Raw genomic sequence first — 25,413 nt, 5'->3', positions numbered from 1 at the left:
GTTGAATTATATCGAAACCTTGCGTGACCAGCTCCGCGAGATGGGTGAAGGCTTTATCGAGAGCCTGCCCAGCCTTGCGATTGCACTCTTCATTGTCCTCATCACATGGATCGTCGCGCGCTTCGCGGTGAGGATTTCGGACATGATCGTCGGGCGGACCGAAATCCGCTCGAGCCTCAAGAACCTCGTCGATACGATGGTGCGGCTCGCCATCTGGATCGTGGGCCTGTTCGTTGCTGCCGTTGTAGTCATGCCCGACCTCACGCCTGCAAGTCTTCTTGCGGGCCTCGGTATCGGCGCGGTCGCCATCGGCTTCGCATTCCAGGACATCTTCGAGAACTTCTTTGCCGGCATCCTCATCATGCTGCGCGAGAAGATGCAGATCGGCGACGTGATCGCGTGCGAGGGCATCACCGGCAAGGTAGAGCACATAACCCTGCGCGAAACGCATGTCCGCAAGCTGTCGGGTGAGCTGACCGTCGTGCCCAACTCGATCCTGTTCAAGAATCCGGTCGAAATCCTTACCGACGAGGACCAGCGCCGCCACGAGGTGGTGATCGGCGTATCCTACGACACCAATCTCGACCACGCCTCCACGGTGATCCACCGCGCGGTGGAAGGTGTCGACCAGGTTCTGGCGAGCAAGGGCATCGACATTTTCGCCAAGGAGTTCAATTCGAGCTCGGTCGATTTCCTCGTCCGCTGGTGGTCGGGATCGACCCCGCGTTCGGGCTGGGAGAGCAAGGACAAGGTCATCCGCGCAATCAAATCTGCGCTCGACGATGCTGGGATCGAGATCCCCTTCCCCTATGTCACGCACACCTTCAAGGAAACCGTGCCCGTCAGCAGGCTGGGTGACACGAACAAGCCCACGCCCTAAGAGTTGCAATCGGCAACGGATTCGTCCGGCCGAGCAACCTTGGGGAGAGTGGCATGCAGATCATCCAGACACCGGCGGAGCGTTTCGCCGACATCCCGGACTATCCCTTCGCGGAGAACTGGTTCGAACTCGACCTTGGCGAAGGCCACAAGGGCCGAATGCATTATGTCGACGAAGGCCCGAAGGATGCCCCGCCCGTCCTCCTGTTCCACGGCGAGCCGAGCTGGTCCTTCCTCTACCGCAAGATGATCCCGATCCTCGTCGATGCGGGCTTTCGCGTCCTCGTCCCCGACCTCATCGGCTTCGGCAAAAGCGACAAGCCCGACGATATCTCCTTCTTCACCTACCAGCGCCACGTCGACTGGCTGAAGCAATGGCGCGCGGCAGTCGAACCGCGCCCGGCAGCGCTGTTCTGCCAAGATTGGGGCGGCCTGCTCGGACTGCGGATGGTGGCGAACGATCCCGACCTGTTTGCCTGCGTCGTGGCGAGCAACACGTTCCTTCCCGCCGGTGGAACACCCTCCCCCGCCTTTCTCGCCTGGCGCGAATTTGCGAAGACCTCGCCCGATTTCCAGATCGGCCCACTGCTCGACCGGGCATCGCAGACCCCGCTGAGCGAGGCCGAGATCGCGGCCTATAATGCGCCCTTCCCCGACGAGCCGTCCAAGGCTGCAGCGCGTGCATTCCCCGCGCTGGTGCCCGTCGAGGACGGCATGCCGGGGGTCGAGGAAAACAAGGTCGCCTGGCCATCGCTCGCCGCTTTCGAGAAGCCCTTCCTGACGCTGTTCGGCGACGAGGACCCCATCACCAAGGGCAGCGAGAAATTCCTCATCGAGAGGATCGCTGGCGCGAAGGGTCTCGACCATCGCACGCTCAGCCCCTGCGGCCATTTCTGCCAGGAAGACCAGCCTGAAGCGCTCGCCCAGGGCGTGATCGACATGGCGCGCAAGGCCGGGCATCTCGCGTGAACGAAACCGCGCGGCTCACGCGCACGCAGGAATATTCGCTCGCCATCGCCGCTGCGGTGGTGACGGCCAATGCCTATTACATCCACCCGATCATCGGCGATGTCGCCGCGCATTTCGGCGTCAGCGAGGCGCGTATCGGCCTTGTTCCGGCGCTCAACCAGCTGGCGCTCGCGGTGGGCATTCTCCTGCTTCTCCCGCTCGGCGACCGCTATTCGAACAGACGTCTGACGATCCTTTTCGCAACCGGGCAAACGGCATCGCTGGCCCTGATGACGCTGGCGGAAAGTTTCACCGGCTTCACGGCCGGCTCGACGCTGCTCGGCTTCTTCACCATCGCGCCCTACCTGTTGCCTGCCTATGCATCGAAGCGAGTCGCGCCCGAACGGCTTGGGCAGGTGACCGCGCTGCTGACCGCCGGGGTCATACTTGGTATCCTGATCGCGCGTGTGGGCGCGGGATGGGTAGCCGAACATTACGGATGGCGGCTCGTCTACTGGATTGCCACCGGACTGATGCTGGCAGTCACCCTCGCCCTCCCCCGCCTGATGCAGATCGGCGAGCGGGACCGCGGCGGTACGCACTACTGGCCGCTGGTGTTCTCGGTCTTTGCGCTTGCGCAAAAAAACCGCGAAGTCCTTTTGTCGGGCGCGATACAGGGGCTCAATTTCGCCCAGTTCATCGCCTTGTGGCTGGCTCTGGCGCTTTACCTGACCGCAGAGCCAATGAATTACGGAACCGACGCCGTTGGCTATCTGGCAGCCATTGCAGCCGTCAGTATCCTTTCGACCCCGCGCTTGGGCCGCTGGTCCGATAGCGTTGGCCCGCGGAAAGCCAGGCTTGTCTTCGCGGTTATCCAGCTGGGCGGCATTGCGCTTTTCTATCCGCTGGGTGGTTCCATCTGGAGCCTGATCGTCCCGCTCGTGATCGTGAACCTGGTGGGCCCCGCGATCGATGTGACAGGCCGCATGACCTTCCTCTCGCTCCAGCCCGACCTGCGCACACGACTGACGACGGTTTACATCGTCCTCATGTTCATCGGCGGCGGAATCGGAAGCATCGGGGGGACGGCCGTTTACGACTCATTCGGTTGGAAGGGAATCTGCGCTCTTCTCACGGCTTCATCTGCGCTGGTGACCCTGCTTAGCTGGGTAGCGACGCGGCTTGGCAGGTAGGTGGTGCGCCCGACAGGATTCGAACCTGTGGCCCCCAGATTAGGAATCTGGTGCTCTATCCGACTGAGCTACGGGCGCCCCCGGCTGCGCTGTATAGCGGCTTGAAAGCCCCTGACAATCAGTTGAGTTTGTCGGGCTCGGCAATGGGGAAAAGGATGGGGGCGACCGAAATCCCCTCGGCGGCGAGGTCTTCGGCTTCCTTGCGAGTGGCCTTGCCGTGGATCGGAGCCTCGTCCTTCTCGCCGTAATGCTGCGAGCGGGCTTCATCGGCGAACTTCTCGCCTACCCATGTGCTCTTTTCTAGCGCCTTGGCCTGTGCCTTGGCCAACTGCTTGAGCGCCTTTTCGACCTCGGGCGGCATGGGTGCATTGGATAGCTGCGCTTCCTTGCCGGCTGTAGGCTCTGACACCTGATTGCCCTTTGCGCCTACCGCCGGTGCCATGGGAGCCTTGCCGACAGTCTTGCTGCCGCATTCGGGGCAGTCGACGAGGCCGCGCTCGCGCTGGCTGTCGAAATCGGCAGACGAGCCGAACCAGCCTTCGAAGCGGTGGCCATTTTCGCAGTGGAGGTCGAAGACGATCATCGTGAGGGCCTAGTTGGCGATAACGCGGCGGTTGGCAAGGCTCGGAACCTGTGAGCGCGCATTTTCCACGCGCGATGTGTCGATCCGGGCGAATTGCAGTCCGGCGCTTTCCCCGCCCATATCGAGCAACACCTCTCCCCACGGGTCGACGACAAGGCTGTGACCATAGGTTTGCCGCCCGTCTTCGTGGCTCCCGACCTGCGCTGCCGCAATCACGAATGCGCTGGCCTCGATGGCACGCGCTCGCTGGAGTATGTGCCAGTGCGCCTGGCCAGTCGGAACAGTAAAGGCAGCGGGTATGGCGATGGCATCGCATCCGGCATTGCCCAGCGCCTCGAACAGAGCCGGGAAGCGCAGGTCGTAGCACACCGCAAGGCCCAGCCTGCCGATCGGCGTTTCGAGCGTGACGATCTTGTCACCCGCCCGATAGGCATTGGACTCGCGCCAGCTTTCACCGGTGGCGAGGTCGACATCGAACATATGGATCTTGTCGTAGCGTGCGGTGATTTGGCCCGATGGGTCGACGACAAAGGAGCGGTTCGCCCACTTGCCTTCGCCCGTATCGACCGCGAGCGAGCCGAGGCAGGTCCAGATCCCGTGCCTGGCCGAGCATTCCCGCACAGAGGCGAGCACAGGGTCATTCTCTTCGCGAACGATCGAACTTGCGGCGCGTTTGCGGTCGCGGTCGAGCAGGCCCGACATCTCGGGAGTAAAGAGCATCTCGGCCCCCTCGCCCGCAGATTTCGCAACAGCATCGGTGATCACGCCGGCATTTGCCTCCGGGTCGATCCCCGTGGTCATTTGCAGGACGGCAACCCGTGTCATTCAGCCTTCCAGAAGGGCGTCCAGCTTGCCCGCTCGTTCGAGCGCGGCGAGTTCGTCGGAACCGCCGACATAGGTGTCTCCGATGAAGATCTGCGGCACGGTCCGCGCGGTGGGTGCGCGCTGCATCATTTCATCGCGCTTCGGGCCGCCCATGGTGATGTCGTGCTCGTGGTAATCCGCGCCCTTCTCGTCGAGCAGGCGTTTGGCGCGGAAGCAGTAGCCGCAGCCGAATTTGGTGTAGATGTCGATATGAGGCTGGCTCATCGGGTTTCCTTGTGTGGAGCGCTCATGTGCGATGCTTGAAAGGCTTTCGCAAGCGCCTATCTTGGGTCTGTCGCCGCATGGTGCGGCGACTTGGGAGTGCCGCTTACGGGCTCCCTTCACATACTCAAATTGCTCAATGGAGGATTTGTTTCGATGAACCGTTTTGACACCACCCCCTATCGCCGTTCGACCGTCGGTTTCGACCGCCTGTTCGACCTCATGGAACGCCAGGCGCGCAATGCCGGGGGCGACAACTATCCGCCCTTCAACATCGAGCGCCGCGACGAGGACGAATACCGCATCACCCTCGCCGTTGCCGGCTTCCGTTCGGAAGATCTCGACATCACCGCGCAGCAGAACCTGCTGGTGATTCAGGGGCGCAAGCGTGACGACCGGCCCGAAGGCGAAATGCTGCATCTCGGCATCGCCAACCGCGGCTTCGAGCGCCGCTTCGACCTCGCCGACTATGTGCGCGTCGACAATGCTGACCTCAAGGACGGCATGCTGGTGATCGACCTCGTGCGCGAAGTGCCCGAGGCGATGAAGCCGAAGAAGATCGCGATCGGCGGGCAGCAGAAGCTCGAGATCGTCAAGGATGACGAAGACGACAGCGCTGCGGCCTAAGCTAAAGGGCCAGGCGAAATTAGGGCGGTGCCTCGTAAGGGGCGCCGCCTTTTTCGTGAGCGTTCACAACGTAAAAGGGGGCGGCACTCGAAAGCACCACCCCCGCGACGACTAGCGCCGCCAAGCCTCGGATTCGGCCGTCCGGGTCGCAGAAGACGACCGGGTTCGAGGCAAGCCCCACCGCTTGCACATGCAGGCGTAAATCACTTTGACTCAATGGCTTTTCGCAACCGAGTCGAGATAGTCCTGCCCCATCTATGTCAAAAGATAAAGACGGCCCCCTGCATTAGCGAACGCTGATTTGTCGCATGCCTACAAGCGCCCCGAGAGGGGTCGTTGTTTTACAGCCGCTTAGCCGCTCGGAAAAATTTGAAATATTTTTTACACGAGGCGTGCTTGTTCGAGTGCCGCTCCAATAAAGCCCGCAAATAGCGGGTGCGGGTCGAACGGTTTGGACTTCAGTTCGGGGTGGAACTGGACGCCGACGAACCATGGATGGTCGGGCCGCTCGACGATTTCGGGCAGCAGGCCATCGGGGGACATGCCGGAGAAGATCAGACCCTGCTTTTCGAGCGGGTCGATATACTTGCCGTTCACCTCGTACCGGTGACGGTGGCGTTCGGAAATCTCGGTCGAACCGCCATAGATGGAGGAGACGTGGCTGTTTGCCGCCAGCTTTGCGTCATAGGCGCCAAGCCGCATGGTACCGCCGAGATCGCCCCCGGCTTCGCGCTTTTGCAAGCCCTCTTCGGTCATCCATTCGGTGATGATGCCGACCACCGGTTCGTCGGTGCTGCCGAACTCGGTCGAACTCGCCTGTTCGAAGCCGGCGTTCCGCGCGCCTTCGATACAAGCCATCTGCATACCGAGACAGATGCCGAGGAACGGCACCTTGCGCTCGCGCGCGAAGCGAACGCTGGCGATCTTGCCCTCGCTCCCGCGCTCGCCAAAGCCGCCGGGTACGAGAATGCCGTGCATCGGTTCGAGTTGGGCGGCGATATCGCTGTCGCTCTGCTCGAAAACCTCGGCATCGATCCAGTTGATGTTGACCTTGACCCGGTGCGCCATGCCGCCGTGGATCAGCGCCTCGTTCAATGACTTGTACGCATCCTGCAGGCCGACATATTTACCGACCACGCCGATGGTGACCTCGCCTTCCGGGTTCGAGTGGCGGTCGACCACATCGTACCAGCGCGACAGGTCGGGTTCGGGCGCATCGGTGATGCCGAAACCGCGCAGGACTTCGGTGTCGAGCCCTTCGGCATGATACTGCAGCGGGACCGAGTAGATCGAGGGCGCGTCGAGGGCCGGAATGACCGCCTCTTTGCGCACGTTGCAGAAGTTGGCGATCTTCTGCCGCTCGCCATCGGGAATGGGATGTTCCGCGCGGCACAGCAGTACGTCAGGCTTGATGCCGAGGCTGGCCAGTTCGCGTACCGAGTGCTGGGTCGGCTTTGTCTTCAACTCGCCGGCCGCGGCAATATATGGCACCAGCGTCACATGGACGCTGAGCGACTGCATCGGCTCGAGCTCGTTCCTGAGCTGGCGGATCGCTTCCATAAACGGCAGGCTCTCGATGTCGCCCACCGTGCCACCGATCTCACACAGGATGAAATCGTGATCGTCCTGCCCTGCTAGCGCGAATTCCTTGATTGCGTCGGTCACATGCGGGACCACCTGCACCGTCGCGCCGAGATAGTCGCCGCGGCGTTCCTTGGCGATGATCTGCTGGTAGACCCGGCCGGATGTGATGTTGTCGCCCTGGTGGGCCGAGACGCCGGTAAAGCGCTCGTAGTGGCCAAGGTCGAGGTCGGTTTCCGCCCCGTCGTCGGTCACATAGACCTCGCCATGCTGATACGGGCTCATCGTGCCCGGATCGACATTGAGGTAGGGATCGAACTTACGAATGCGGACCTTGTAGCCGCGCGCCTGGAGGAGGGCAGCAAGCGATGCTGCCATGAGACCTTTGCCAAGCGAGGAGACCACGCCGCCGGTGATGAAAATATACCGCGCCATGGGAGTCGGGCCTTAAGCGTGCGAGTTGAGTCGGCGCAAGGGAAAAGGCGCAGGAAACCCTGCGCTATCCACCGGTGCGCGTGCGATTTGCGATGAAGCGAGTGTTATTCGGCGAGCGGATCGTCGCTGTCGGCGGGCGTTTCCGCCGGAGCTGCTGCCGGGGCGGGAGCCGCGCCGGTATCGCCGAGCGGATCGATTTCTGCCGGAGCAACGCTACGGTCCAGAGTGGATTCCACATCGCCCGTGCCCACACCTTCGACGGCCATCGCAGCAAGCAGGATCGACAGTGCTATGAAGGTCACGGCCAGCCACTTGGTCGAACGGGTGAGGAAGTCAGCCGCACCGCGGGCGCTCATCAGTCCGCCAGGGCTACCCCCGATGCCCAGGCCACCGCCTTCGCTGCGCTGCATCAGGATGACGCCGATAAGGGCGGCTGCGACGATCGCCTGGACGACGGTGAAGAAGAGGAACATGGGTTATCTACTCTGAAGCGTAAGATTATTGGGGCCGCATCTAGGGACAGTGCGGCAAAACGGCAAGCGTCAGGCCTCTTCGGTTTCCGAAGCAGCGACGACGATACCGAGGAAGCTTTCGGACGAAAGGCTCGCCCCGCCGACGAGCGCGCCGCCCACTTCGGGGATCGAGAGAATTTCCTTGGCGTTCTCCGGCTTCACCGAACCGCCATAAAGGATGCGGACTTCGGCGGAGACTTCCGGACCATAGGTTTCGTCGAGAAGACCACGAATCGCCTTGTGCATCGCGGCGATATCCTTCGGCGTCGCCGTCTTGCCGGTACCGATGGCCCAGACCGGCTCGTAGGCAACGGTCAGGCGCTCCGCGGCATCTTCGATCTTGGGCAGGCTCGCCTTCAACTGCTTGAGGACGAATGCCTCGGCATCACCCTTTTCGCGGGTGGCCAGCGTCTCGCCGCAGCACAGGATGATCCGCAGGCCAGCCTCCAGGGCATGGCCGATCTTGGCGTTGATCTGGGCGTTGCTTTCCTTGTGGTCTGCGCGGCGTTCGCTGTGGCCGAGGATGACGAATTTCGCCCCCGCATCGGCGACCATGGCAGCGGAGATATCGCCCGTGTGCGCGCCATCCACGTCGGCATGGCAGTCCTGGGCCCCGATGCCGATCTGCTCGGCTTCGCGGTGGACGGCGTGGATTAGCGTGTACGGCGGAGCGACGGCGACTTCGGCCTTCATGTAGCGCTGCGCCGCGCGGTCGATCGCGCGCGCTTCGGACAGCATGGCGCGCGTGCCGTTCATTTTCCAATTGCCAACGATGTAGGGCCGATCGGCCATAAATTAATCTTCCTGTCGTGAATCACTGTCCGGGCGAGGCGCTATATAGGCGCTGAACGCCGCTCCGCTAGTCGTCGTTTCTTTATCCGTCAAAACCGAAAGCGACCTGTTGCGGCGAGGTCGCAGGGCGGATAAAGCGCGCTCCTCAACCGGCGATCTGTCACATTCCCTTGCGGAAAGTGCGGTGCGCCCAATGCAGACCAAGAGGCATTCCCGCAAGCCATGCTCACTTTTTTCCGGAATTTCTTCAAATCCAAGGTCGGTCTCGCGATCACGATGGCCTTCCTGGGCCTGATCGGCTTCGCCTTCGCCAGCATGGATGTATCGAACACGGGCAGCTTCGGCGGCGTTGCGGGCGGTGATAGCGTGGCCGTGATCGGCGATCGCAAAATCGGTACGGCGGAACTCAACAGCGCCGCGAATGACGCGCTTCGCCAGGCTCGGCAGGAAAACCCCGAGGCGACCATGCAGACTTTGCTCGAAGGTGACGGTCTTGACCGCATCCTCGACGACCTGATCGATCGCTATGCCCTGATCGCCTGGGGTGAAGAAAACGGCCTTCGCGTCGGCACGAATCTCATCAACAGCGAAATCCGCCAGATCCCCGGGGCTCGCGGTCCGAGCGGGGATTTCGATGCAGAGACGTATAATCTCTTCCTGCGCACGAACAGCCTGACCGACGGCCAGGTCCGCCAGCAGATCCGCACATCGATGATGTTCCAGCAGTCGGTCCTTCCGGCCGCCTACGGCTCGCAGCTCCCGGACAGCATCGCGCGAACCTACGCCCGCAGCTTCAAGGAACGCCGCACCGGGGCGATCGCGACCATCCCGGCCGCCCTGTTCGCGCCGCAGGGTGACCCGACCGATGCGCAACTGACGAAATTCTATAACGACAACCGCGCGCGGTTCATCCGGCCCGAGCGTCGGACACTGCGTTATGCCACCTTCGACAGCAGCGCGCTTGGCGAAAGCATCGAGCCCACAGACGAGGAAATCGCGGTTTATTATCGCGACAATGCGGAGAACTATGCTGCGAGGGAAACGCGCAGCTTTACCCAGTTGATCGTTCCGAGCCGTGAAGCAGCCCAGAATATCGCCGCCCGGGTCCAGGCCGGCGAAAGCTTCGCCAAGGCAGCCTCGGATGCGGGACTTCGTTCGACCGAGATCTCCGACCAGGAGCGTTCGCAGATTCGGTCGGCTGCTTCGGAAGCCGTGGCGAAGGCCTATTTCGAAGCGAAGCAAGGCGCGGTAACCGCGCCTGCGCGTAGCTCGCTTGGCTGGCATGTCGCTCGCGTGACTTCCGTCACCACGCAGGCGGAGCGCTCGATCGAAGATGCGCGCGCCGAAATCGTGGAGGTCGTACGTGAAGAAAAACGCCAGCGCGGCATCGCCGAACTTGCTGTCGGCATCGAAGACCGCCTTGCAGACGGCGCTTCGCTTGCAGCCGTGGCGAGGGAACTCGATCTCGAGCTGAACACGACGCCACCTGTTACTGCTGCGGGACGGATCTACGGAACCGCGCAACCGGTGCCGCCGATCCTTGCCCCCGTGCTCGATTTTGCCTTCCAGATCGACGAGGGCGAGCCCGAGATCGGAGCACTGCCCGATGGCCAGACCTTCCTGCTTTACGAAGTTGCGACCATCACGCCTTCCGCGGCTGCCCCGCTCGCTGAAATCCGTAACGAAGCGATTGCCGAGTGGCGCCGCGTCACCGGCGACAAGGGCGCCGAAGCCGCGGCCGAACGTATCCTGAAGCGTGTAGAGGGAGGCGAAAGCCTGGCCGCCGCAGTGGCCGCCGAAGAAAAGGCAATCCGCGCACCCGAGCAGGTGAACTACAGCAGGCAGGAGCTTGCACAGCTGGGGAATGCACGCGTTCCGGCGCCGATCGCCCTGCTGTTCGGCATGGCAAAGGGAACGGTCAAAAAGCTCGAAGGCGCCGCAGACCAGGGCTGGTACATCGTCGGCCTCGACGACGTCACGCTGGAGGATCTGGAAGAAAACGATCCGCTGATCGCCATGGCGAAGAGCCAAGTCGGCCAGGCATGGGGCGGTGAATATGCCGCGCAGATGCTGGCCGCCATGCGTGCAGAACTGGGTGTCGAGCGCAATCCGGCTGCCATTGCGGCCGTGCGCCGCCAGCTGCTCGGCGAAACCAACTGAGGTCCGGCTTGACCCCGTCCCTCGAAGGCCGCGAACGCGCGCTGGCGGCGCTGGCCGAGGGGAAACCCGCGCTCGTCTGGCGAAAGGTCGTTGCCGATACGGTCACTCCGGTCGGCGCGGCGCTACGCCTGATCGAGGAAGGACGCGGGGATTTCCTGCTGGAGTCGGTCGAAGGCGGCGAGGTACGCGGCCGCTATTCGCTGCTGGGCCTCGATCCCGACCTCGTTTTTCGCGCCGAGGGCGACGAGGCTGCGATAAACCGCAGCTGGAAAAGCGACCGCGAGGAGTTTGTCGGCTGTGATGTCGGGACACTCGATGCCCTGCGCAACCTGCTCGAGGAATGCCGGATCGATGTGGCGGAGGAGCTTCCCCCCGCCCTCGCCTGCCTCGTCGGATATTTCGGCTACGAGACGATAGGGCTGGTAGAGAAGCTCCCGCGGGCCGGAAGCCAGGCACTCGACCTTCCCGACATGCTTTTCGTGCGTCCCACGCTGCTGTTGGTGTTCGACAGCCTCAAGGACAATCTGTTCTGTATCGCCCCCTTGTGGCCGGGCAGCGGGGACGTGAACGCGGCCATGGAAACTGCCAGCGAGCGGATCGATGTGGCAATGGCGCGCCTCGATGCGGGTTATGAAGCAGGCGAGGCGCGGTTTGCCGAACATCCAGAGCCATCGCCGGAGCCGCAGATGGATCCGGGCGAATATGCGGCCATGGTAACGCGGGCGAAGGAATACATAGCTGCGGGCGACATCTTCCAGGTCGTGCTCTCGCAGCGCTTCACCGCGCCCTTCGAATTGCCGCCGATCGCACTTTACCGCGCCTTGCGCAGGGTAAACCCCTCGCCCTTCCTCTATTTCCTCGACCTTCCCGGATTCGCTGTAGTCGGATCGAGCCCGGAAATCCTAGTGCGTGTGCGCGAAAACGAGGTCACGGTGCGGCCTATTGCCGGGACACGTCCCCGAGGTGCCAATGCAGAGGAGGACCGGGCCGCCGAAACCTCGCTTCTCGCCGATGCCAAGGAGCGTGCGGAACATCTCATGCTGCTCGACCTGGGGCGGAACGATGTCGGACGTGTCGCCACCAGCGGCAGCGTCGAAGTCACCGACAGCTTCACCGTCGAACGCTACAGCCACGTCATGCACATTGTCAGCAATGTCGTGGGCGAACTTCATCCCTCGAAGGATGCGCTCGATGCGCTGTTTGCGGGCTTTCCCGCCGGCACGGTCAGCGGCGCCCCCAAGGTCCGCGCCTGCGAGATCATCGCGGAGCTCGAACCCGCCACGCGCGGCCCCTATGCGGGGGGCGTTGGCTATTTTGCGCCGGACGGTTCGCTCGACAGCTGTATCGTCCTGCGCACCGCGGTTATACAGGACGGCACCATGCATGTGCAGGCCGGGGCCGGTATCGTCGCCGACAGCGACCCCCAATACGAACAACGCGAATGCGAGGCCAAGGCCGGGGCGCTGTTTGCCGCCGCCCGCGAAGCCGTCCGCCTCTCACAGGAACCCCGATACGGACAATGAAATACGCTTTACTCGCCCTTCCCGTGATGATGCTTGCCGCCTGCGACCCTGCGCCCGAGGGCGAACCGGTCACGCGCACGCGGATCGACGGCCAAGCGCCACCGGCCTCGCCAACTCCCAGCGCAACGGCCACGGGGACTACGCAGGTTGAGAGCGCCTGCCGTTCGATTATCTTCGAGGACACCCCGCTCACGCACTGCCTCGCCTCGCCTTCACGCCACACGGTGTCGATGGATCTGAGCCCGTCCGGCGCTGCGCCGTATCGCAGCCTGAGCACATATTCCAAAAGCCGCTCCGGGGGCCGCATCGCCTTCGTCATGAACGCCGGCATGTTTGACGATGAAGGCAAGCCCATCGGCTATTTTGTCGAGGACGGCGATCGCTTGCAGACACTCAGCACTTCCGATGGCGAAGGCAATTTCCACATGAAGCCCAATGGCGTGTTCTTCGGCACGGGCGACACTTGGGAAGTGCGTACGACGGACGATTTCCTCGCCAATGTCCGCGACCGCCCCGATTTCGGCACGCAATCCGGACCGATGCTGGTCGTCGCTGGCAAGCTTCATCCCGAAATCTCGCATGATGGCGAGAGCCGCCTTATCCGTAACGCGGTGGGCGTCGACGAGCGTGGCCGCGCGCATTTCGTGATTTCCAACGCCGCGATCAGCTTCGGCAAGCTCGCGCGCTTCTACCGTGACGAACTGGGAGTGAAGAACGCGCTCTATCTCGACGGCAATGTTTCCACCTTGTGGAACCCGTCGACGAACCGCCTCGACACCGGCGCGCCCATCGGCCCGATCGTGGTGGTGGAGAAGAAGGAACAGCCCGAATGATCACCTACGAGCGCACCCTCTATCCCGAGATCGAACCCTATGAGACCGGCATGCTCGATGTCGGCGAGGGTCATTCGCTTTATTACGAGCGCGTCGGCACACCCGGCGCCAAGCCCGCCGTCTTCCTCCACGGTGGCCCCGGCGGCGGCATGTCGCCCTCGCACCGCCGCCAGTGGGACCCGGAACTCTACGACGTGCTGCTGTTCGACCAGCGCGGCTGCGGCCAGTCTCTGCCTTTCGCCGAGATCGAGAACAACGACACCTGGCGCATCGTCGAGGACATCGAGAAACTGCGCGAGATGTGCGGCCACGAGAAGTGGCAGGCCTTCGGTGGGAGCTGGGGCGCAACGCTCGCCCTCGCCTATGCCCAGACGCATCCCGACCGGGTGAGCGAGATCGTGCTGCGCGGCGTATTCCTCGCCCGCCAGAAGGAAAAGGACTGGCTCTATTCCTACGGCGCGAGCGAAATCATGGCGGAGCAGTGGGACGACTTCTCCGGCCTCATCCCCGAAGCCGAGCGCGGCAACCTCGTTGAGGCCTATTATGAGCGCCTGACCAGCGAGGACGAGGCCACCCGCCTCGCCGCCGCGCGCGAATGGTCGCTGTGGGAAGGCAATGTCGCCACCCTGCTGCCCGACGAAAAGCTGCTCGACAGCTTCGGCGATCCGGCCAAGGCGGTCCCCTTCGCGCGCATCTGTGCCAAGTTCTTCCTGCAGGACTTCTTCCTCGAAGAGGCGCAGCTCCTGAAGAATGTCGCCAAGATCAAGCACATCCCCGGCATCATCGTGCAGGGCCGCCACGACATCTGCACCCCGCCGACAAGCGCGTGGGAGCTGAAGAAGGCTTGGCCCGAGGCCGAACTATGGATCGTCCATGATGCGGGCCATTCCGCAGGCGAACCGGGCATTATCGATGGCCTTGTCCGCGCGACCGACAAGCTGGCTGGCAAGGAGGGGTGAAGCAGCGGGCAGCTTTCCTTGCTTGAAAGCCGGCTCTGCCCTCGCCAATCACCGATTGAAATGATTGCCAACCGCTCGATCCTCGTCGTCGACAATTACGACAGCTTCACCTTCAACCTCGTCCATTACCTGATGGAACTGGGTGCGGAGGTGGAAGTCGTCCGCAATGACGCCATTACGGCTCAGGAAGCGATCGCAAAGGGCGCGGCGGGCTACCTGATCTCACCCGGCCCCTGCACGCCCAACGAGGCCGGAGTGAGCCTCGACCTCGTCGCGGCCTGCGCCGAAGCGAAGAAACCTCTGCTGGGCGTCTGCCTCGGTCACCAGTCGATCGGTCAGCACTTCGGAGGCAAGGTGGTACGTGGCGGGTTGATGCACGGAAAGACCAGCGACCTCTCGCATGACGGCACCGGCGTTTTCGCAGGCCTCCCCTCGCCTTATACCGCAACCCGCTATCACTCGCTGATCGTCGAGGACATTCCCGATTGCCTCGCGGTCAATGCGACCAGCGAGACGCCGGGTCTCGACGGATCGAGCGTCATGGGCTTCCACCACCGCGAATTGCCGATCCATGGCGTGCAATTCCATCCGGAGAGCATCGCGACCGAGCACGGCCACGCGTTGCTCGCCAATTTCCTTGCCATCTGCGGCATGGATGCGAAGGTCCCGGCATGAAGCAGCTACCCTCCGCCCACACGCACCTTTCCGAAGACGATGCGCACGAGATTTTCGGATGGATACTCGAAGGTGAAATTGCCGATGACGATATTGGCCGGTTCCTCGTCGACATGTCGGCGCGCAGCGAGACGTCGGAGGAAATCGCCGGCGCCGCGCGTGCCCTGCGCGAACGCCTGATCCCGATCGACGCGCCCGAAGGCACGGTCGATTGTTGCGGCACCGGGGGCGACGGCCACCACACGCTCAACGTCTCGACGGCAGTCAGCCTGCTTGTCGCGGCCTGCGGCGTGCCTGTGGCGAAGCATGGCAACCGTGCAGCCAGTTCCAAATCGGGTGCGGCGGATACGCTAGAAGCGCTCGGCCTCGACATGGAAGCTGCGGGGAGAACTGCCGAGAAGACGCTGAACGAACTGGGAATTTGTTTCCTCTTCGCCAAGAACCACCACCCTGCAATGGGCCGCATCCAGCCCATCCGCCAGAAACTCGGGGTGCGGACGATATTCAACCTGATGGGCCCTCTCTCCAATCCAGCTGGCGTCAAGCGACAGCTGATCGGAATTGCGCGCCCGGCCTATGTGCCGATCTACGCTCGCGCCAAGGCGCGTCTTGGGACCGAGCGAACCTTCATTGCTTCGGGCGACGAAGGACTGGACGAGCTGAGTCTTGCAGGTGGCAACGAGCTGGCCGACGTCAAAGGCAACGATTTCGAGATGCGCCGCGTCGTCGCTGTGCAGGCGAACCTCCCGCATGCACCGGTCGAAGCCATCCGCGGCGGCGATCCGGCGCACAATGCGAAGGCTCTTGAGGCGCTGTTGATGGGCGCTCCCGGTCCCTATCGCGACGCAGTGCTGTTTAACGCGGCCGCCACCCTGATCGTCTCGGGCAAAACCGACGACTGGACCGAGGGAGCGGAAATGGCCGCTGAGGCCATAGATTCCGGTCGTGCGAAACAGCTCCTCGCCGACTGGATTGCCCTCGCCCAATGAACAAGCTCGAGGAAATCTGCGCGACCAAGCGCGAGGAAGTTGCTGCGCGCAAGAGGGAGCGCACACTCGACGAACTCGATGCCGCAGCTGGGCAGCAGTCGGCACCGCGCGGGTTCAAGGCGGCGCTCGAAAGCGCGCAGCAAACTGGCTTCGGCCTCATTGCGGAAATCAAGAAGGCCTCTCCTTCCAAGGGGCTTATCCGGCCCGACTTTCACCCCGCCGAACACGCGAAAGCCTATGCGACCGGCGGCGCGTCATGCCTCTCGGTCCTCACCGACGCCCCCTATTTCCAGGGACATGAGGATTACCTGGTCGCCGCGCGTGCTGCCTGTACCCTTCCCGTGCTGCGCAAGGACTTCATGGTCGATCCCTGGCAGGTGGCCGAAGCACGTGCGATCGGGGCGGATGCCATCCTGATTATCGTGGCGGCACTCGAAGATGCACTGATGGCGGAGATCGAGGCGGCAGCGATCGAACGCGGCATGGACGTGCTGGTCGAGGTCCATGACGCCGAGGAAATGGAACGGGCTGCCCGATTGCAGTCACGCCTTCTCGGAGTGAACAACCGCAATCTCAAGACCTTCGAGACCGATCTTTCCACGACGGAGCAACTTGCTGCTCTTGCCCCGACCGACGCATTGCTGGTCGGAGAGAGCGGCATCTTCACATACGAAGATTGCCAACGCCTTGCCCGGGCAGGTGTCCGCAGCTTCCTGGTCGGCGAAAGCCTGATGCGGCAGGACGATGTCGAGGCGGCCACTCGGAAGCTACTCGATGGCTAAACTCACCCACCTCGACGATCATGGCGCTGCACGCATGGTCGATGTGGGCGCAAAGCCCGAAACCGCCCGCAGCGCGACTGCGGAGGGCCGTATTCGCATGGCTCACGCGGCGCTTGAAGCCATCATGGCGGGCAGCACTGCCAAGGGTGATGCGCTTGCCACCGCACGCATCGCCGGCATCATGGCCGCCAAGAAGACCGGCGAGCTTATCCCGCTATGTCATCCGCTCGGGCTCGAAAGCGTGAGAGTCGACTTCACCCGCGAATCGGACGCGATCCTCGTCACTGCGACCGCCTCGCTGACCGGCAAGACAGGTGTCGAAATGGAGGCAATGACCGCTGCGAGCGTCGCTTTGCTGACGCTTTACGACATGGGCAAGGCGATCGACCGTGGAATGATGATCGAAGGCGTTCGCCTCCTTGAAAAGACCGGCGGCAAGTCCGGAACCTGGCGAGCTGGGGACTGAAACGGGAACGCCTGTTCCAGAGGCAACTGCCTCGAAAATGGCGGGAATGCTTGACTTGCGAAAATTGGTTGCCTAATTGTTCCACATTCGTTCACAAGGTTGTGAACAGGAATAAGGGAGTGATCCGATGCTGACTGCCAAGCAGCACGAACTGATCCGTTTCATCCAGCAGAAGCTGGAAGAAACCGGCATTTCGCCCTCTTTCGAGGAAATGAAGGAAGCGCTCGATCTGAAGAGCAAGTCGGGTGTGCACCGCCTGATTTCCGCGCTGGAAGAACGCGGCTTCATTCGCCGCCTGCCGAACCGGGCTCGCGCGCTCGAAGTGATCAAACTGCCCGAAGATTCGGTCACCAGCCCCTCGCGTCCTGCAGTGGCGGCTAATGATATCGTCGTGGCGCAGCATACAGCGAAACCCTCGGCGCCTGAACCGGCCAACGACATCATCGATGTGCCGCTGCACGGCAGGATCGCCGCCGGCGCGCCGATCGAGGCGATCGAAGGCCAGTCCTCCATGCCCGTTCCCGCGGCCCTGCTGGGTCCGGGTGACCACTATGCCCTTGAGGTCAGCGGCGATTCGATGATCGAGGCCGGCATCTTCGACGGCGACTTTGCCCTCGTTAAGCGTGCCGAAACAGCGCGCGATGGCGAGATCGTTGTCGCGCTGGTCGATAACGAGGAAGCGACGCTGAAATATCTTCGCAAGGAAGGCCCGATGGTCCGGCTCGACCCGGCGAACGGTGCCTACGAACCGCAGGTATACGAAGCGGGCCGCGTGCAGATCCAGGGCAAGCTTGCCGGGCTCCTTCGCCGCTACCACTAAGCTTTACAATTCTCATCGGGGCGCTCGGACGGGTCCGGGCGCCCTTTTCAATTGGAGCTGCCGCGCCACCAACCGTGGCTCCCCTGGCTTTCTGCCACGGTGACGATGCGTTCGCTCTTCAGGTAAATCGCCAGCCCGCCGTTCTCCTCGAGGAACCTGCGGTCGGATTTCAGCCATTTCGGCCGGCAACTCCTCGGAAGCCACCGCGCTGCGATGACGATGTCGGACTTCTCGCAAGCGGCAGCCAGTTCGCGTTCGTCGATGCGTTCGCGGCTTCGCGCAACAAGGAGGTGCCATATCCGTTCACCCCGACTGATGGGCAAACTGCAAAAGTCCGCGGTGCACCGGGCGCCAGCCCAATGCTCGATATTGATCGGCGTGATCTCCGTGCCGGCGAGTTCAGTAATGTTCTCCTGGGCGTAGGACCCGGCTTTCTCTCGCAGCAGGAAAAGTCGTCCGTCGTGATCAACCAAGCCCACATCCCGCCCGTCACGCGTGACAAACAGGTCGGGTGCGGAAGCGCTAAGCAGCAGCGGTACGCCAACAGCCACCACGGGAGGCAAGCCGCACAAGCGGCCCTTCCCCCGCCAGAGCGCGAGCCACAGCCCTCCTCCTACGAAAACGAGGAGGGTTACGAGACCGATGTGCGGAACCAGCTTGACCGCACCGGGCTGCGCGGCGGTGAAGTGGGCAATTCCCAGCAAGAGATCGAGCGATTGCCCTGCCAGCCACCAGAAGGGCGCGCCGAGGCCGATTGTGTCGAACAGCAATGCGATCGCAATCAATGGCATCGAAATGAAGGTGACCAGCGGGATTGCGAGCACGTTCGCAAAAGCCCCGTAGAGCCCTGCCCGATGGAAATGGAACAGGACGATCGGGGTTAGAGCAATCTCGATCACGAGGCCGGTGACAAACAACATGAGCGTTCGCCGGGCAGACCATCGCGCCCAGCTCTCTTCCCTGGGAGCGAGGAAATCCCGGACCGGCTTGGCATTGTGCAAGGCGACAATGGCAATCACCGCCGCGAAGCTCATCTGGAAACTGGGCCCGATCAACGATTCCGGCCACAATAGCAGCACGACCGTTGCCGCCACGGCGACCATCCGCATCGAAAGCGGTTCGCGCCCCAGGGCCAGTGCGACTAGCACGAGGAGGGCGCCGATGCAGCTGCGAACCGTGGGCACCTCCGCCCCTGTCAGCAATGTGTATCCGATCCCGGCGCCAGCAGCGACCGCAGCTGCGACCAACGGCAGCCGCACGCGCAATGCGAACCAGGACCATAACGCAAGCAGCTTGATCGCAAGGAAATAGGCCGCGGCAATGACCGCGCTGACATGCAATCCACTGATTGAGAGAAGATGGGTGAGACCGGCATCCCGCATCGCGATCTCATCCGCCTCGGCAATCGAGCCGCGATCCCCGCTAGCAAAAGCAGCAGCGATGCTGCCGGACGATCCGCCGAGATTGTCGCGCACATGTGCAGAAAGCCATCGCTGGAGCCGGGCAATTACGCCGTCGGCCCCGGTGGATCGCTCCATGATCTCGACTTCGCCTACTAAGGATCCTGTCGCCGCGTAACCATCGAACCACGCCCTGCGGGCAAAATCGTAAGCCCCGGGCAGGAGCGGAGGTGAAGGGGGCATGAGGCGAGCCTTGAGCCTGACGCGCGCGCCCTCATCCAGCCCGTCGATGTCCTTCTCCATCGGGACATTCACCCGGACCTTGATCGGCCTTCCCGCGTCCGCATCGCGGGCAGCCAGCACAAGTCGCAACCGGCCATCGGCAGGTCGTTCCTCTCTCTCAAGCACATGCGCATCGAGGCCCATCATTCCGGGCCGGTCCAGCGGTTCCGCACCGACCATTTCGCTCCGCGCCCAGATGATCGCGACGCCTGCTGCAAACGCGAGACCGATTGCGCAGATTGCCAGACGCAGATGCGCCCGGTCGTCCTCAACTTTCCATAACGCGATGGCTCCGAGCGAAAACAGAATGCCGGCGGCGGCCGCCATGACCCATTGCCACGGGCTGGCGAGAACGAACCAAGTCCCAATGCCCGCAGCGAATGCGACCACGAGCCATGGCCCCCGGTCGAAGCCGGAACGAGCCAGAAAGCCCTCTATTGCGTCCGCGAATCTGGACATTGCCGCGCGCATGCGCCAAGGGCGCTGCACTGCAGCATCGGCGGCCGGATCCCCTTCGCCGAACGGCACCAGCGGCGTCCCCTGCGTCGCCATGCAAGCACCTGAAAGGAAAGACGAAGCAATGGCAAGCGAAACCGGCAAACAGGTCGTCACAAGGTTTGCCCCCTCGCCCACCGGCTTCCTGCATATCGGCGGCGCACGCACTGCGCTGTTTAACTGGCTTTACGCCCGGCACCACGGCGGGCGCGCGCTCCTGAGGATCGAGGATACCGATCGCAAGCGCAGCACGCAGGATGCGATCGACAAGATCATCGAAGGTCTCGACTGGCTGGGTCTCGACTATGACGAGCCTCCGGTATTCCAGTCCGATCGTGCCCAGCGCCACGCCGAAGTGGCGAACCAGCTGCTCGAGGCAGGTCACGCCTACAAGTGCTTCGCCACGCCTGAAGAACTCGAAGCGATGCGGGCAGAGCAGCGCGCCAACAAGCAGCCGATGCGTTACGACCGGCGGTGGCGCGACCGTGACGAGAACGAGGCGCCCGAAGGTGCGCCCTATGTCATCCGCCTTAAGGTCCCGACCGAAGGCGAAACGGTCATCGAAGACGAGGTCCAGGGCAAGGTCACGGTGAAGAATGCCGAGATCGACGATTACGTCCTGCTGCGTGCAGACGGCACGCCCACCTACATGCTCGCGGTAGTGGTCGACGACCACGACATGGGCGTCACGCATATCATCCGCGGCGACGATCATCTCAACAACGCCTTCCGACAGCTCCCCGTCATCCGTGCGATGAACGAAATCGAAGGTGGATGGCCCGATCCGGTTTATGCCCACGTTCCCCTGATCCACGGCGCGGACGGGGCAAAGCTGTCCAAGCGCCATGGTGCGGTCGGCGTGGAAGCCTATCGTGACGAAGAGGGCGTGTTGCCCGAAGCGCTGTTCAATTACCTTCTTCGACTTGGCTGGGGCCATGGCGACCGCGAGGAAATCACGCGCGATGAGGCCATCGAACTGTTCGACCTCGACGGCGTCGGGAAAAGCCCTTCGCGTTTCGACATCAAGAAGCTCCAGAACCTCAACGGTCACTACATCCGCGAGGCCGATGATGCGCGGCTTGCAAGTCTCGTTGCCGGGAAAATAGGCCCGCAAGCGGACGCCGAGCTACTGACGGAGGCCATGCCGGTTCTTAAAACCCGCGCTAAGAGTGTTGACGAACTTGCTGAAGGTGCAGCATTTCTCTTTGCCAAACGACCTCTGGAGTTGACCGAGAAAGCAGCATCCCTGCTGGACGATGAGAGCCGCGCCCGCATGGGTGAGTTGTCCTCCCGTCTGGCCAAGGAAAATCACTGGACATTGGAGGCTCTCGAAGCCACTACGAAATCGTATGCCGAGGAGCTCGAACTGGGTCTCGGCAAGCTGGCGCAGCCCTTGCGGGCGGCGCTGACGGGCACCACCACTTCGCCCGGAATTTTCGATGTACTGGTCCTGCTGGGCAAGGAAGAGTCGCTCGCGCGTATCGACGCGCAGGCAACTCGGGCAAATTAACCCGGCCCGCAGACCGAATGGAATGAATTGAGGAGACACGCGTGGCCGACAAGCAGGCAACTCTCAACCTAGGCGACCAGCAGCAGGACTTCCCTGTCCTCGAAGGCAGTGTCGGGCCGGATGTCATCGATATCCGCAAGCTGTACGGTACGACCGGCAAGTTCACTTACGATCCGGGCTACAAGTCGACTGCCAGCTGTGAAAGCGCATTGACATATATCGACGGCGAGGAAGGTGTTCTTCTTCATCGCGGCTACCCCATCGGCCAGCTGGCGGAACACTCCAGCTTCATGGAAGTCAGCTACCTGTTGCTCAACGGCGAGCTGCCGAGCCAGGACGACCTCGACGACTTCACCTACACGATCACGCGGCATACCATGCTGCATGACCAACTGCGCCAGTTCTACCAGGGTTTCCGCCGCGATGCGCACCCGATGGCGATCATGTGCGGTGTCGTCGGCGCGCTGTCGGCTTTCTACCATGACAGCACGGATATTTCCGATCCCGAGCATCGCAAGATCAGTAGCCACCGCCTGATCGCCAAGATGCCGACGATCGCAGCCTGGGCATATAAATATGCCATCGGACAGCCGTTCATGCAGCCGGACAACGATCTGAGCTACACGGGCAACTTTCTGCGCATGACCTTCGGTGTTCCGGCCGAGGAATATGAAGTCCATCCAGCGATCGAAAAGGCGATGGACCGCATCTTCATTCTACATGCCGATCACGAACAGAACGCTTCGACTTCGACCGTTCGCCTTGCCGGATCGTCTGGCGCAAACCCCTTCGCCTGCATCGCGGCCGGCATCGCCTGCCTGTGGGGTCCGGCGCATGGTGGCGCAAACGAAGCGGCGCTCAACATGCTGCAGGAAATCGGTTCGCCCGATCGCATTCCGCATTACATCGAGCGCGCCAAGGACAAGAACGATCCGTTCCGCCTGATGGGCTTCGGCCACCGCGTCTACAAGAACTACGACCCGCGTGCGACCGTGATGCAGCAGACGCTGCGCGAGGTGTTCGAAGCGCTCAACGTCAACGATCCCGTATTCGAGACCGCATTGCAGCTCGAGGAACTCGCGCTCAACGACGATTACTTCAAGGAAAAGAAGCTTTTCCCGAACGTCGATTTCTACTCTGGCATCATCCTGAATTCGATCGGTTTCCCGACCACGATGTTTACCGCGCTCTTCGCCCTTGCCCGTACCGTGGGCTGGGTCGCGCAATGGAACGAGATGATCTCGGATCCTGGCCAGGTCATCGGCCGTCCGCGCCAGCTCTACACCGGCCCGACCGAACGCGATTACGTTCCCATCGGCCAGCGCTGATATGGCATTCGTCCTCAAGGTCTTCGGGGTGGCGCTCATGCTCTCCGGAGGCCTGTGGACGCTGCAGGGCCTCGGCATTGTAAGCTGGCCCGCCGATAGCTTCATGCTCGCCGAGCGACAGTGGGCACTTTATGGTGCCCTTACATTCCTGCTCGGGCTATTCCTGTTCCGGCGCGGCAATCGGGCTCGCTAATCAACCCGCGCCGTCTCCTGCAGGCACCGACAGTGTGAAGCGTGCTCCCTGCCCCGGAGCGCTTTCGACAGTAAGGTCGCCACCCATCGCCCTCGCAATCCTCCGCGAGATGTAGAGGCCGAGACCTGAGCCGCCATCTTCCCCGCGTCCGAGACGTTCGAACTTCTCGAAAACCTTGGCTTGCTGGTCATCGTCGAGACCATGTCCCTGATCGGCTACCGTCACCATTGCCTGTTCGTCCATTGCATCCAGTCGCACCCAGACACGGCTCTTTTCCGGCGAATAGCGGATCGCATTCCCGATCAGGTTGAGCAGGACTTGCAGGACCCGGCGGAATTCTGCGATGGCCGGCTGCGTTTCGCCTTCGACGGGTGGTTCGAGCGTGATCCCCCGCTCCTTGGCGCGTACACCTAGAATGCCGCAGGCCCGGCGTGCCACGTCGGCAAGGTCGATACGGTCGGGCGCGGTAGTGAACCCCTCTGCTTCTACAACTTCGAGATCCGATAGATCGTCGATCAAGCCGAGCAGATGCTGGCCGGCACTGGCGATGTCGGCAGCGTAGTCGCTGTACTCATCCCTCAGGGGACCAGCTAGTTGCGTGCGGATTGTCTCGGCATTGGCGATGATCCGGTTGATCGGTTGCCGCAGAACCGGCGTCAGGTCGCGCCCGAGCGATGGTGTGTCGTCCTGCGCCGATCCGGAGACATCGCCGGCCGGTTGGTCTGCGCTGAGATGCAATACGAAGCCGGAGCTTCCCGGTGCAGGCTGGCCCAAAGGCTCGAGCGCCACCGTCCAGTCTCGCGCAGAGCCAGGTATGCGGCACTTCGCGCCGTCCAGCGCGCGCCAGTCTACGGGCTGCCCGCGCTTCTTGCCGACAATTTCGACGAAGACGGTCCACGGCTGCCCGATGCCCTCGCCTGCAATCCTGGCAAACTCCACCAAGTCCGGCGCATCCGTCTCGATCGACATTACGTTCTGCGACGGATCGAGGCGTGCAGTGCATTCTGCCAGGTGGCGCGAGATTTCCATCTGCCGGGCTGCCAGATTGGCCGGGCTCTCCGCTACGAGCGGCTCGGTTTCCCATCCGGTGATTGCAATGTCACATCCAGCGGTTTCGCCGGTGTCGGGCGTGATCTCCACCCATGCAGTGACCCGTTCTTCCAGAGTCCGGGCGTGAAACTGGCGCGAAAGCTTGAGCCCGTATTCGCGGGACTTGCTTACGAGTGCGAGCAGCTCGGGGATCGCGATGGTTTCGCCAACCGATCCCCCACACGCCCGGTTGAGATCGACGAGATGGCCATCGGCCTCGATCAGCCGATCTTCGGCATCGCTCTTGCCGTGCGCCAAATTGCGGGTTCCGATGCTCGCCATCACCCCTGCCCCAGCCTGTGCGAAGCATCGAGCAGCAGGTCGCGAGCCTCGCCCTGCCCGATCGCGTCGAGCCCGGTCACGGGAGCCGCGCCCGGATGGAGGCGAAGCAAGACCTCATCGATCCGTTCCGGTCCGAGGCCCGACGCATGGAGGCCGAGCGCCATCCGTACGATCTGCCGCTCGTGGCTCGACAGGATCGCGAGTTCGCGCGGTTGCTGTGACCCTCCTGCAAGCGCAGTAAAGAAGATCGCCACCCCTGCGTCATCCAGCAGGAGCGCTCCGCGCCCGACACTTCCGCCTGCGAGCGATAGCAGGCGTGCCAGCAGCACTTGCCTGCCTGCGCTCTCGTCATAGGCGCTGCGTAGCCTCTCTTCGGCCCGCGTTACGGCCTCCGACCGCGTTTCACCGCAGTAATGACGCCAAGAAAGCAATGTCTGGTGAAAAAGGTCTCCCGGCAATTCTCCCAGCGGCAGTTCCATCCGGCGCTGGGACTGGGCGAATCTTGCTTGCGCCGCAAGTGCAGCCATTCCCGCGCTCGATGCTGTGGGGTCGGAATCGGCGATAATCTTTTGAAGCAGAGGGGTGAGAACCGGATCGAGCCCGGCTTCCATCTCCAGTCGCTGGGTGAGTTGCCACTCGATTGCCAAGGCGTGGCAATGCAGCAGGAGTGCGGAGGAACCCTGGAATGTTTCCACCAGTGCCTCTCCATGGCGCTCTGCAAAAGCATCGCGGCCGCGCTCACCCGTTGCCTCGGCCTGATTATAAAGCACCTGGCGAGCGAGATCGGCCAGCATTCCGCGCACCCGGGCGACGATTTCATCGCTGAAAAGCGAATGGTCAGGGGCAGACAAAAGATGGCCGAGAATGGGCTCGATCCCCGCCAGCATAGCATCGCCCTGCGCCAGGGCACGACGCAGGTCCGAGGCATTGGCAGCCTTGCTTTCACCCATGGCGATCGTCCGGTCCATCCCGCGCGCATAGCAGCCGCGTG

The 25,413-nt window shown here is 62.6% G+C and carries 25 protein-coding genes and 1 tRNA gene; 16 read left to right on the top strand and 10 right to left on the bottom strand.

Features of this window, described 5'->3' with window-relative positions; translation table 11 throughout:
- Position 1 precedes the first annotated feature (1 nt).
- From K3178_RS06360 to K3178_RS06350, 3 genes are read left to right on the top strand one after another with little or no spacing between them, the layout of a single operon-like run.
- Complete coding sequence (locus tag K3178_RS06360) at positions 2-880, top strand: mechanosensitive ion channel family protein (protein WP_247713526.1); 879 nt, start codon at positions 2-4, stop codon at positions 878-880.
- Between the two features lie 53 nt (positions 881-933).
- Entirely contained in the window at positions 934-1,848 is a 915-nt protein-coding gene (locus K3178_RS06355) for a haloalkane dehalogenase (protein WP_221570499.1), read from the top strand.
- Entirely contained in the window at positions 1,845-3,020 is a 1,176-nt protein-coding gene (locus K3178_RS06350; RefSeq protein WP_221570498.1) for an MFS transporter, read from the top strand. Before K3178_RS06355 ends, K3178_RS06350 begins: the two co-directional genes overlap by 4 nt.
- Before the next feature lies 1 nt (position 3,021).
- Here the strand turns inward: K3178_RS06350 and K3178_RS06345 are convergent.
- The 4 genes from K3178_RS06345 to grxC form a co-directional block, all read right to left on the bottom strand.
- Positions 3,022-3,098, bottom strand: a tRNA-Arg gene (locus tag K3178_RS06345).
- Positions 3,099-3,138: 40 nt separating this feature from the next.
- Positions 3,139-3,603: a DUF1178 family protein gene (locus K3178_RS06340; RefSeq protein WP_221570497.1), complete on the bottom strand. Its 465-nt coding sequence runs from the start codon at positions 3,601-3,603 to the stop codon at positions 3,139-3,141.
- Between the two features lie 9 nt (positions 3,604-3,612).
- A complete protein-coding gene (locus K3178_RS06335; RefSeq protein WP_221570496.1) occupies positions 3,613-4,428 on the bottom strand; it encodes a carbon-nitrogen hydrolase family protein in 816 nt (271 codons plus the stop codon).
- A complete protein-coding gene (gene grxC, locus K3178_RS06330) occupies positions 4,429-4,692 on the bottom strand; it encodes a glutaredoxin 3 (protein ID WP_221570495.1) in 264 nt (87 codons plus the stop codon).
- 153 nt (positions 4,693-4,845) lie between these two features.
- Here grxC and K3178_RS06325 point away from each other — a divergent pair, with 153 nt between their 5' ends.
- Positions 4,846-5,316 carry an Hsp20 family protein gene (locus K3178_RS06325; protein WP_221570494.1) on the top strand — a complete coding sequence of 157 codons (471 nt, stop codon included), beginning with the start codon at positions 4,846-4,848 and terminating at the stop codon, positions 5,314-5,316.
- Positions 5,317-5,697: 381 nt separating this feature from the next.
- Here the strand turns inward: K3178_RS06325 and pyrG are convergent, their stop codons facing one another.
- The 3 genes from pyrG to tpiA form a co-directional block, all read right to left on the bottom strand.
- The gene (gene pyrG / locus K3178_RS06320) at positions 5,698-7,332 is read right to left on the bottom strand and encodes a CTP synthase (RefSeq protein ID WP_221570493.1); all 1,635 of its coding nucleotides are present in this window, start codon (positions 7,330-7,332) and stop codon (positions 5,698-5,700) included.
- Between the two features lie 104 nt (positions 7,333-7,436).
- Positions 7,437-7,805 (bottom strand): preprotein translocase subunit SecG, encoded by a 369-nt coding sequence (secG, locus tag K3178_RS06315; RefSeq protein WP_221570492.1) that lies wholly within the window; start codon positions 7,803-7,805, stop codon positions 7,437-7,439.
- Between the two features lie 69 nt (positions 7,806-7,874).
- On the bottom strand, positions 7,875-8,636 hold the full coding sequence (tpiA, locus tag K3178_RS06310; protein ID WP_221570491.1) for a triose-phosphate isomerase: 762 nt from the start codon (positions 8,634-8,636) through the stop codon (positions 7,875-7,877).
- A 222-nt stretch (positions 8,637-8,858) separates the two neighbouring features.
- Here tpiA and K3178_RS06305 point away from each other — a divergent pair, with 222 nt between their 5' ends.
- The 9 genes from K3178_RS06305 (at position 8,859) to lexA (ending at position 17,843) form a co-directional block, all read left to right on the top strand.
- Entirely contained in the window at positions 8,859-10,796 is a 1,938-nt protein-coding gene (locus tag K3178_RS06305; RefSeq protein WP_221570490.1) for a peptidylprolyl isomerase, read from the top strand.
- 8 nt (positions 10,797-10,804) lie between these two features.
- Complete coding sequence (gene trpE, locus K3178_RS06300) at positions 10,805-12,319, top strand: anthranilate synthase component I (protein ID WP_221570489.1); 1,515 nt, start codon at positions 10,805-10,807, stop codon at positions 12,317-12,319.
- Positions 12,316-13,152, top strand: a complete 837-nt coding sequence (locus K3178_RS06295) for a phosphodiester glycosidase family protein (protein WP_221570488.1) — start codon at positions 12,316-12,318, stop codon at positions 13,150-13,152. The genes trpE and K3178_RS06295 overlap by 4 nt, the downstream gene beginning before the upstream one ends.
- Positions 13,149-14,111 (top strand): prolyl aminopeptidase, encoded by a 963-nt coding sequence (pip, locus tag K3178_RS06290; RefSeq protein WP_221570487.1) that lies wholly within the window; start codon positions 13,149-13,151, stop codon positions 14,109-14,111. Before K3178_RS06295 ends, pip begins: the two co-directional genes overlap by 4 nt.
- Before the next feature lie 60 nt (positions 14,112-14,171).
- A complete protein-coding gene (locus K3178_RS06285) occupies positions 14,172-14,786 on the top strand; it encodes an anthranilate synthase component II (protein WP_221570486.1) in 615 nt (204 codons plus the stop codon).
- The gene (gene trpD / locus K3178_RS06280) at positions 14,783-15,775 is read left to right on the top strand and encodes an anthranilate phosphoribosyltransferase (protein ID WP_221570485.1); all 993 of its coding nucleotides are present in this window, start codon (positions 14,783-14,785) and stop codon (positions 15,773-15,775) included. Before K3178_RS06285 ends, trpD begins: the two co-directional genes overlap by 4 nt.
- Entirely contained in the window at positions 15,772-16,557 is a 786-nt protein-coding gene (gene trpC, locus K3178_RS06275) for an indole-3-glycerol phosphate synthase TrpC (RefSeq protein ID WP_221570484.1), read from the top strand. Before trpD ends, trpC begins: the two co-directional genes overlap by 4 nt.
- Positions 16,550-17,023 (top strand): cyclic pyranopterin monophosphate synthase MoaC, encoded by a 474-nt coding sequence (moaC, locus tag K3178_RS06270; protein ID WP_221570483.1) that lies wholly within the window; start codon positions 16,550-16,552, stop codon positions 17,021-17,023. The genes trpC and moaC overlap by 8 nt, the downstream gene beginning before the upstream one ends.
- A 127-nt stretch (positions 17,024-17,150) precedes the next feature.
- Entirely contained in the window at positions 17,151-17,843 is a 693-nt protein-coding gene (gene lexA / locus K3178_RS06265) for a transcriptional repressor LexA (protein WP_221570482.1), read from the top strand.
- Positions 17,844-17,890: 47 nt separating this feature from the next.
- Here lexA and K3178_RS06260 read toward each other — a convergent pair whose 3' ends face one another.
- Positions 17,891-20,077, bottom strand: a complete 2,187-nt coding sequence (locus tag K3178_RS06260; RefSeq protein ID WP_221570481.1) for a ComEC/Rec2 family competence protein — start codon at positions 20,075-20,077, stop codon at positions 17,891-17,893.
- Positions 20,078-20,105: 28 nt separating this feature from the next.
- On the opposite strand from K3178_RS06260, the gene gltX reads away from it, so the two are divergent.
- Genes gltX through K3178_RS06245 form a run of 3 tightly spaced genes read left to right on the top strand, consistent with a single transcriptional unit; the run spans position 20,106 to position 23,051 of the window.
- On the top strand, positions 20,106-21,530 hold the full coding sequence (gene gltX / locus K3178_RS06255) for a glutamate--tRNA ligase (protein ID WP_221570480.1): 1,425 nt from the start codon (positions 20,106-20,108) through the stop codon (positions 21,528-21,530).
- A gap of 41 nt (positions 21,531-21,571) precedes the next feature.
- Complete coding sequence (locus K3178_RS06250) at positions 21,572-22,858, top strand: citrate synthase (RefSeq protein WP_221570479.1); 1,287 nt, start codon at positions 21,572-21,574, stop codon at positions 22,856-22,858.
- 1 nt (position 22,859) lies between these two features.
- Positions 22,860-23,051 carry a hypothetical protein gene (locus K3178_RS06245; protein WP_221570478.1) on the top strand — a complete coding sequence of 64 codons (192 nt, stop codon included), beginning with the start codon at positions 22,860-22,862 and terminating at the stop codon, positions 23,049-23,051.
- On the opposite strand, the gene K3178_RS06240 is transcribed toward K3178_RS06245, so the two are convergent.
- Together K3178_RS06240 and K3178_RS06235 are read right to left on the bottom strand one after the other, a co-directional pair.
- Positions 23,052-24,422 carry a sensor histidine kinase gene (locus K3178_RS06240; RefSeq protein ID WP_221570477.1) on the bottom strand — a complete coding sequence of 457 codons (1,371 nt, stop codon included), beginning with the start codon at positions 24,420-24,422 and terminating at the stop codon, positions 23,052-23,054.
- The gene (locus tag K3178_RS06235; RefSeq protein ID WP_221570476.1) at positions 24,422-25,390 is read right to left on the bottom strand and encodes a hypothetical protein; all 969 of its coding nucleotides are present in this window, start codon (positions 25,388-25,390) and stop codon (positions 24,422-24,424) included. The genes K3178_RS06240 and K3178_RS06235 overlap by 1 nt, the downstream gene beginning before the upstream one ends.
- Positions 25,391-25,413: the final 23 nt, after the last annotated feature.

It is taken from the genome of Qipengyuania sphaerica, from assembly GCF_019711595.1.
GTDB lineage: Bacteria > Pseudomonadota > Alphaproteobacteria > Sphingomonadales > Sphingomonadaceae > Qipengyuania > Qipengyuania sphaerica.
This window is presented reverse-complemented; position numbering and strand designations above follow the sequence as displayed.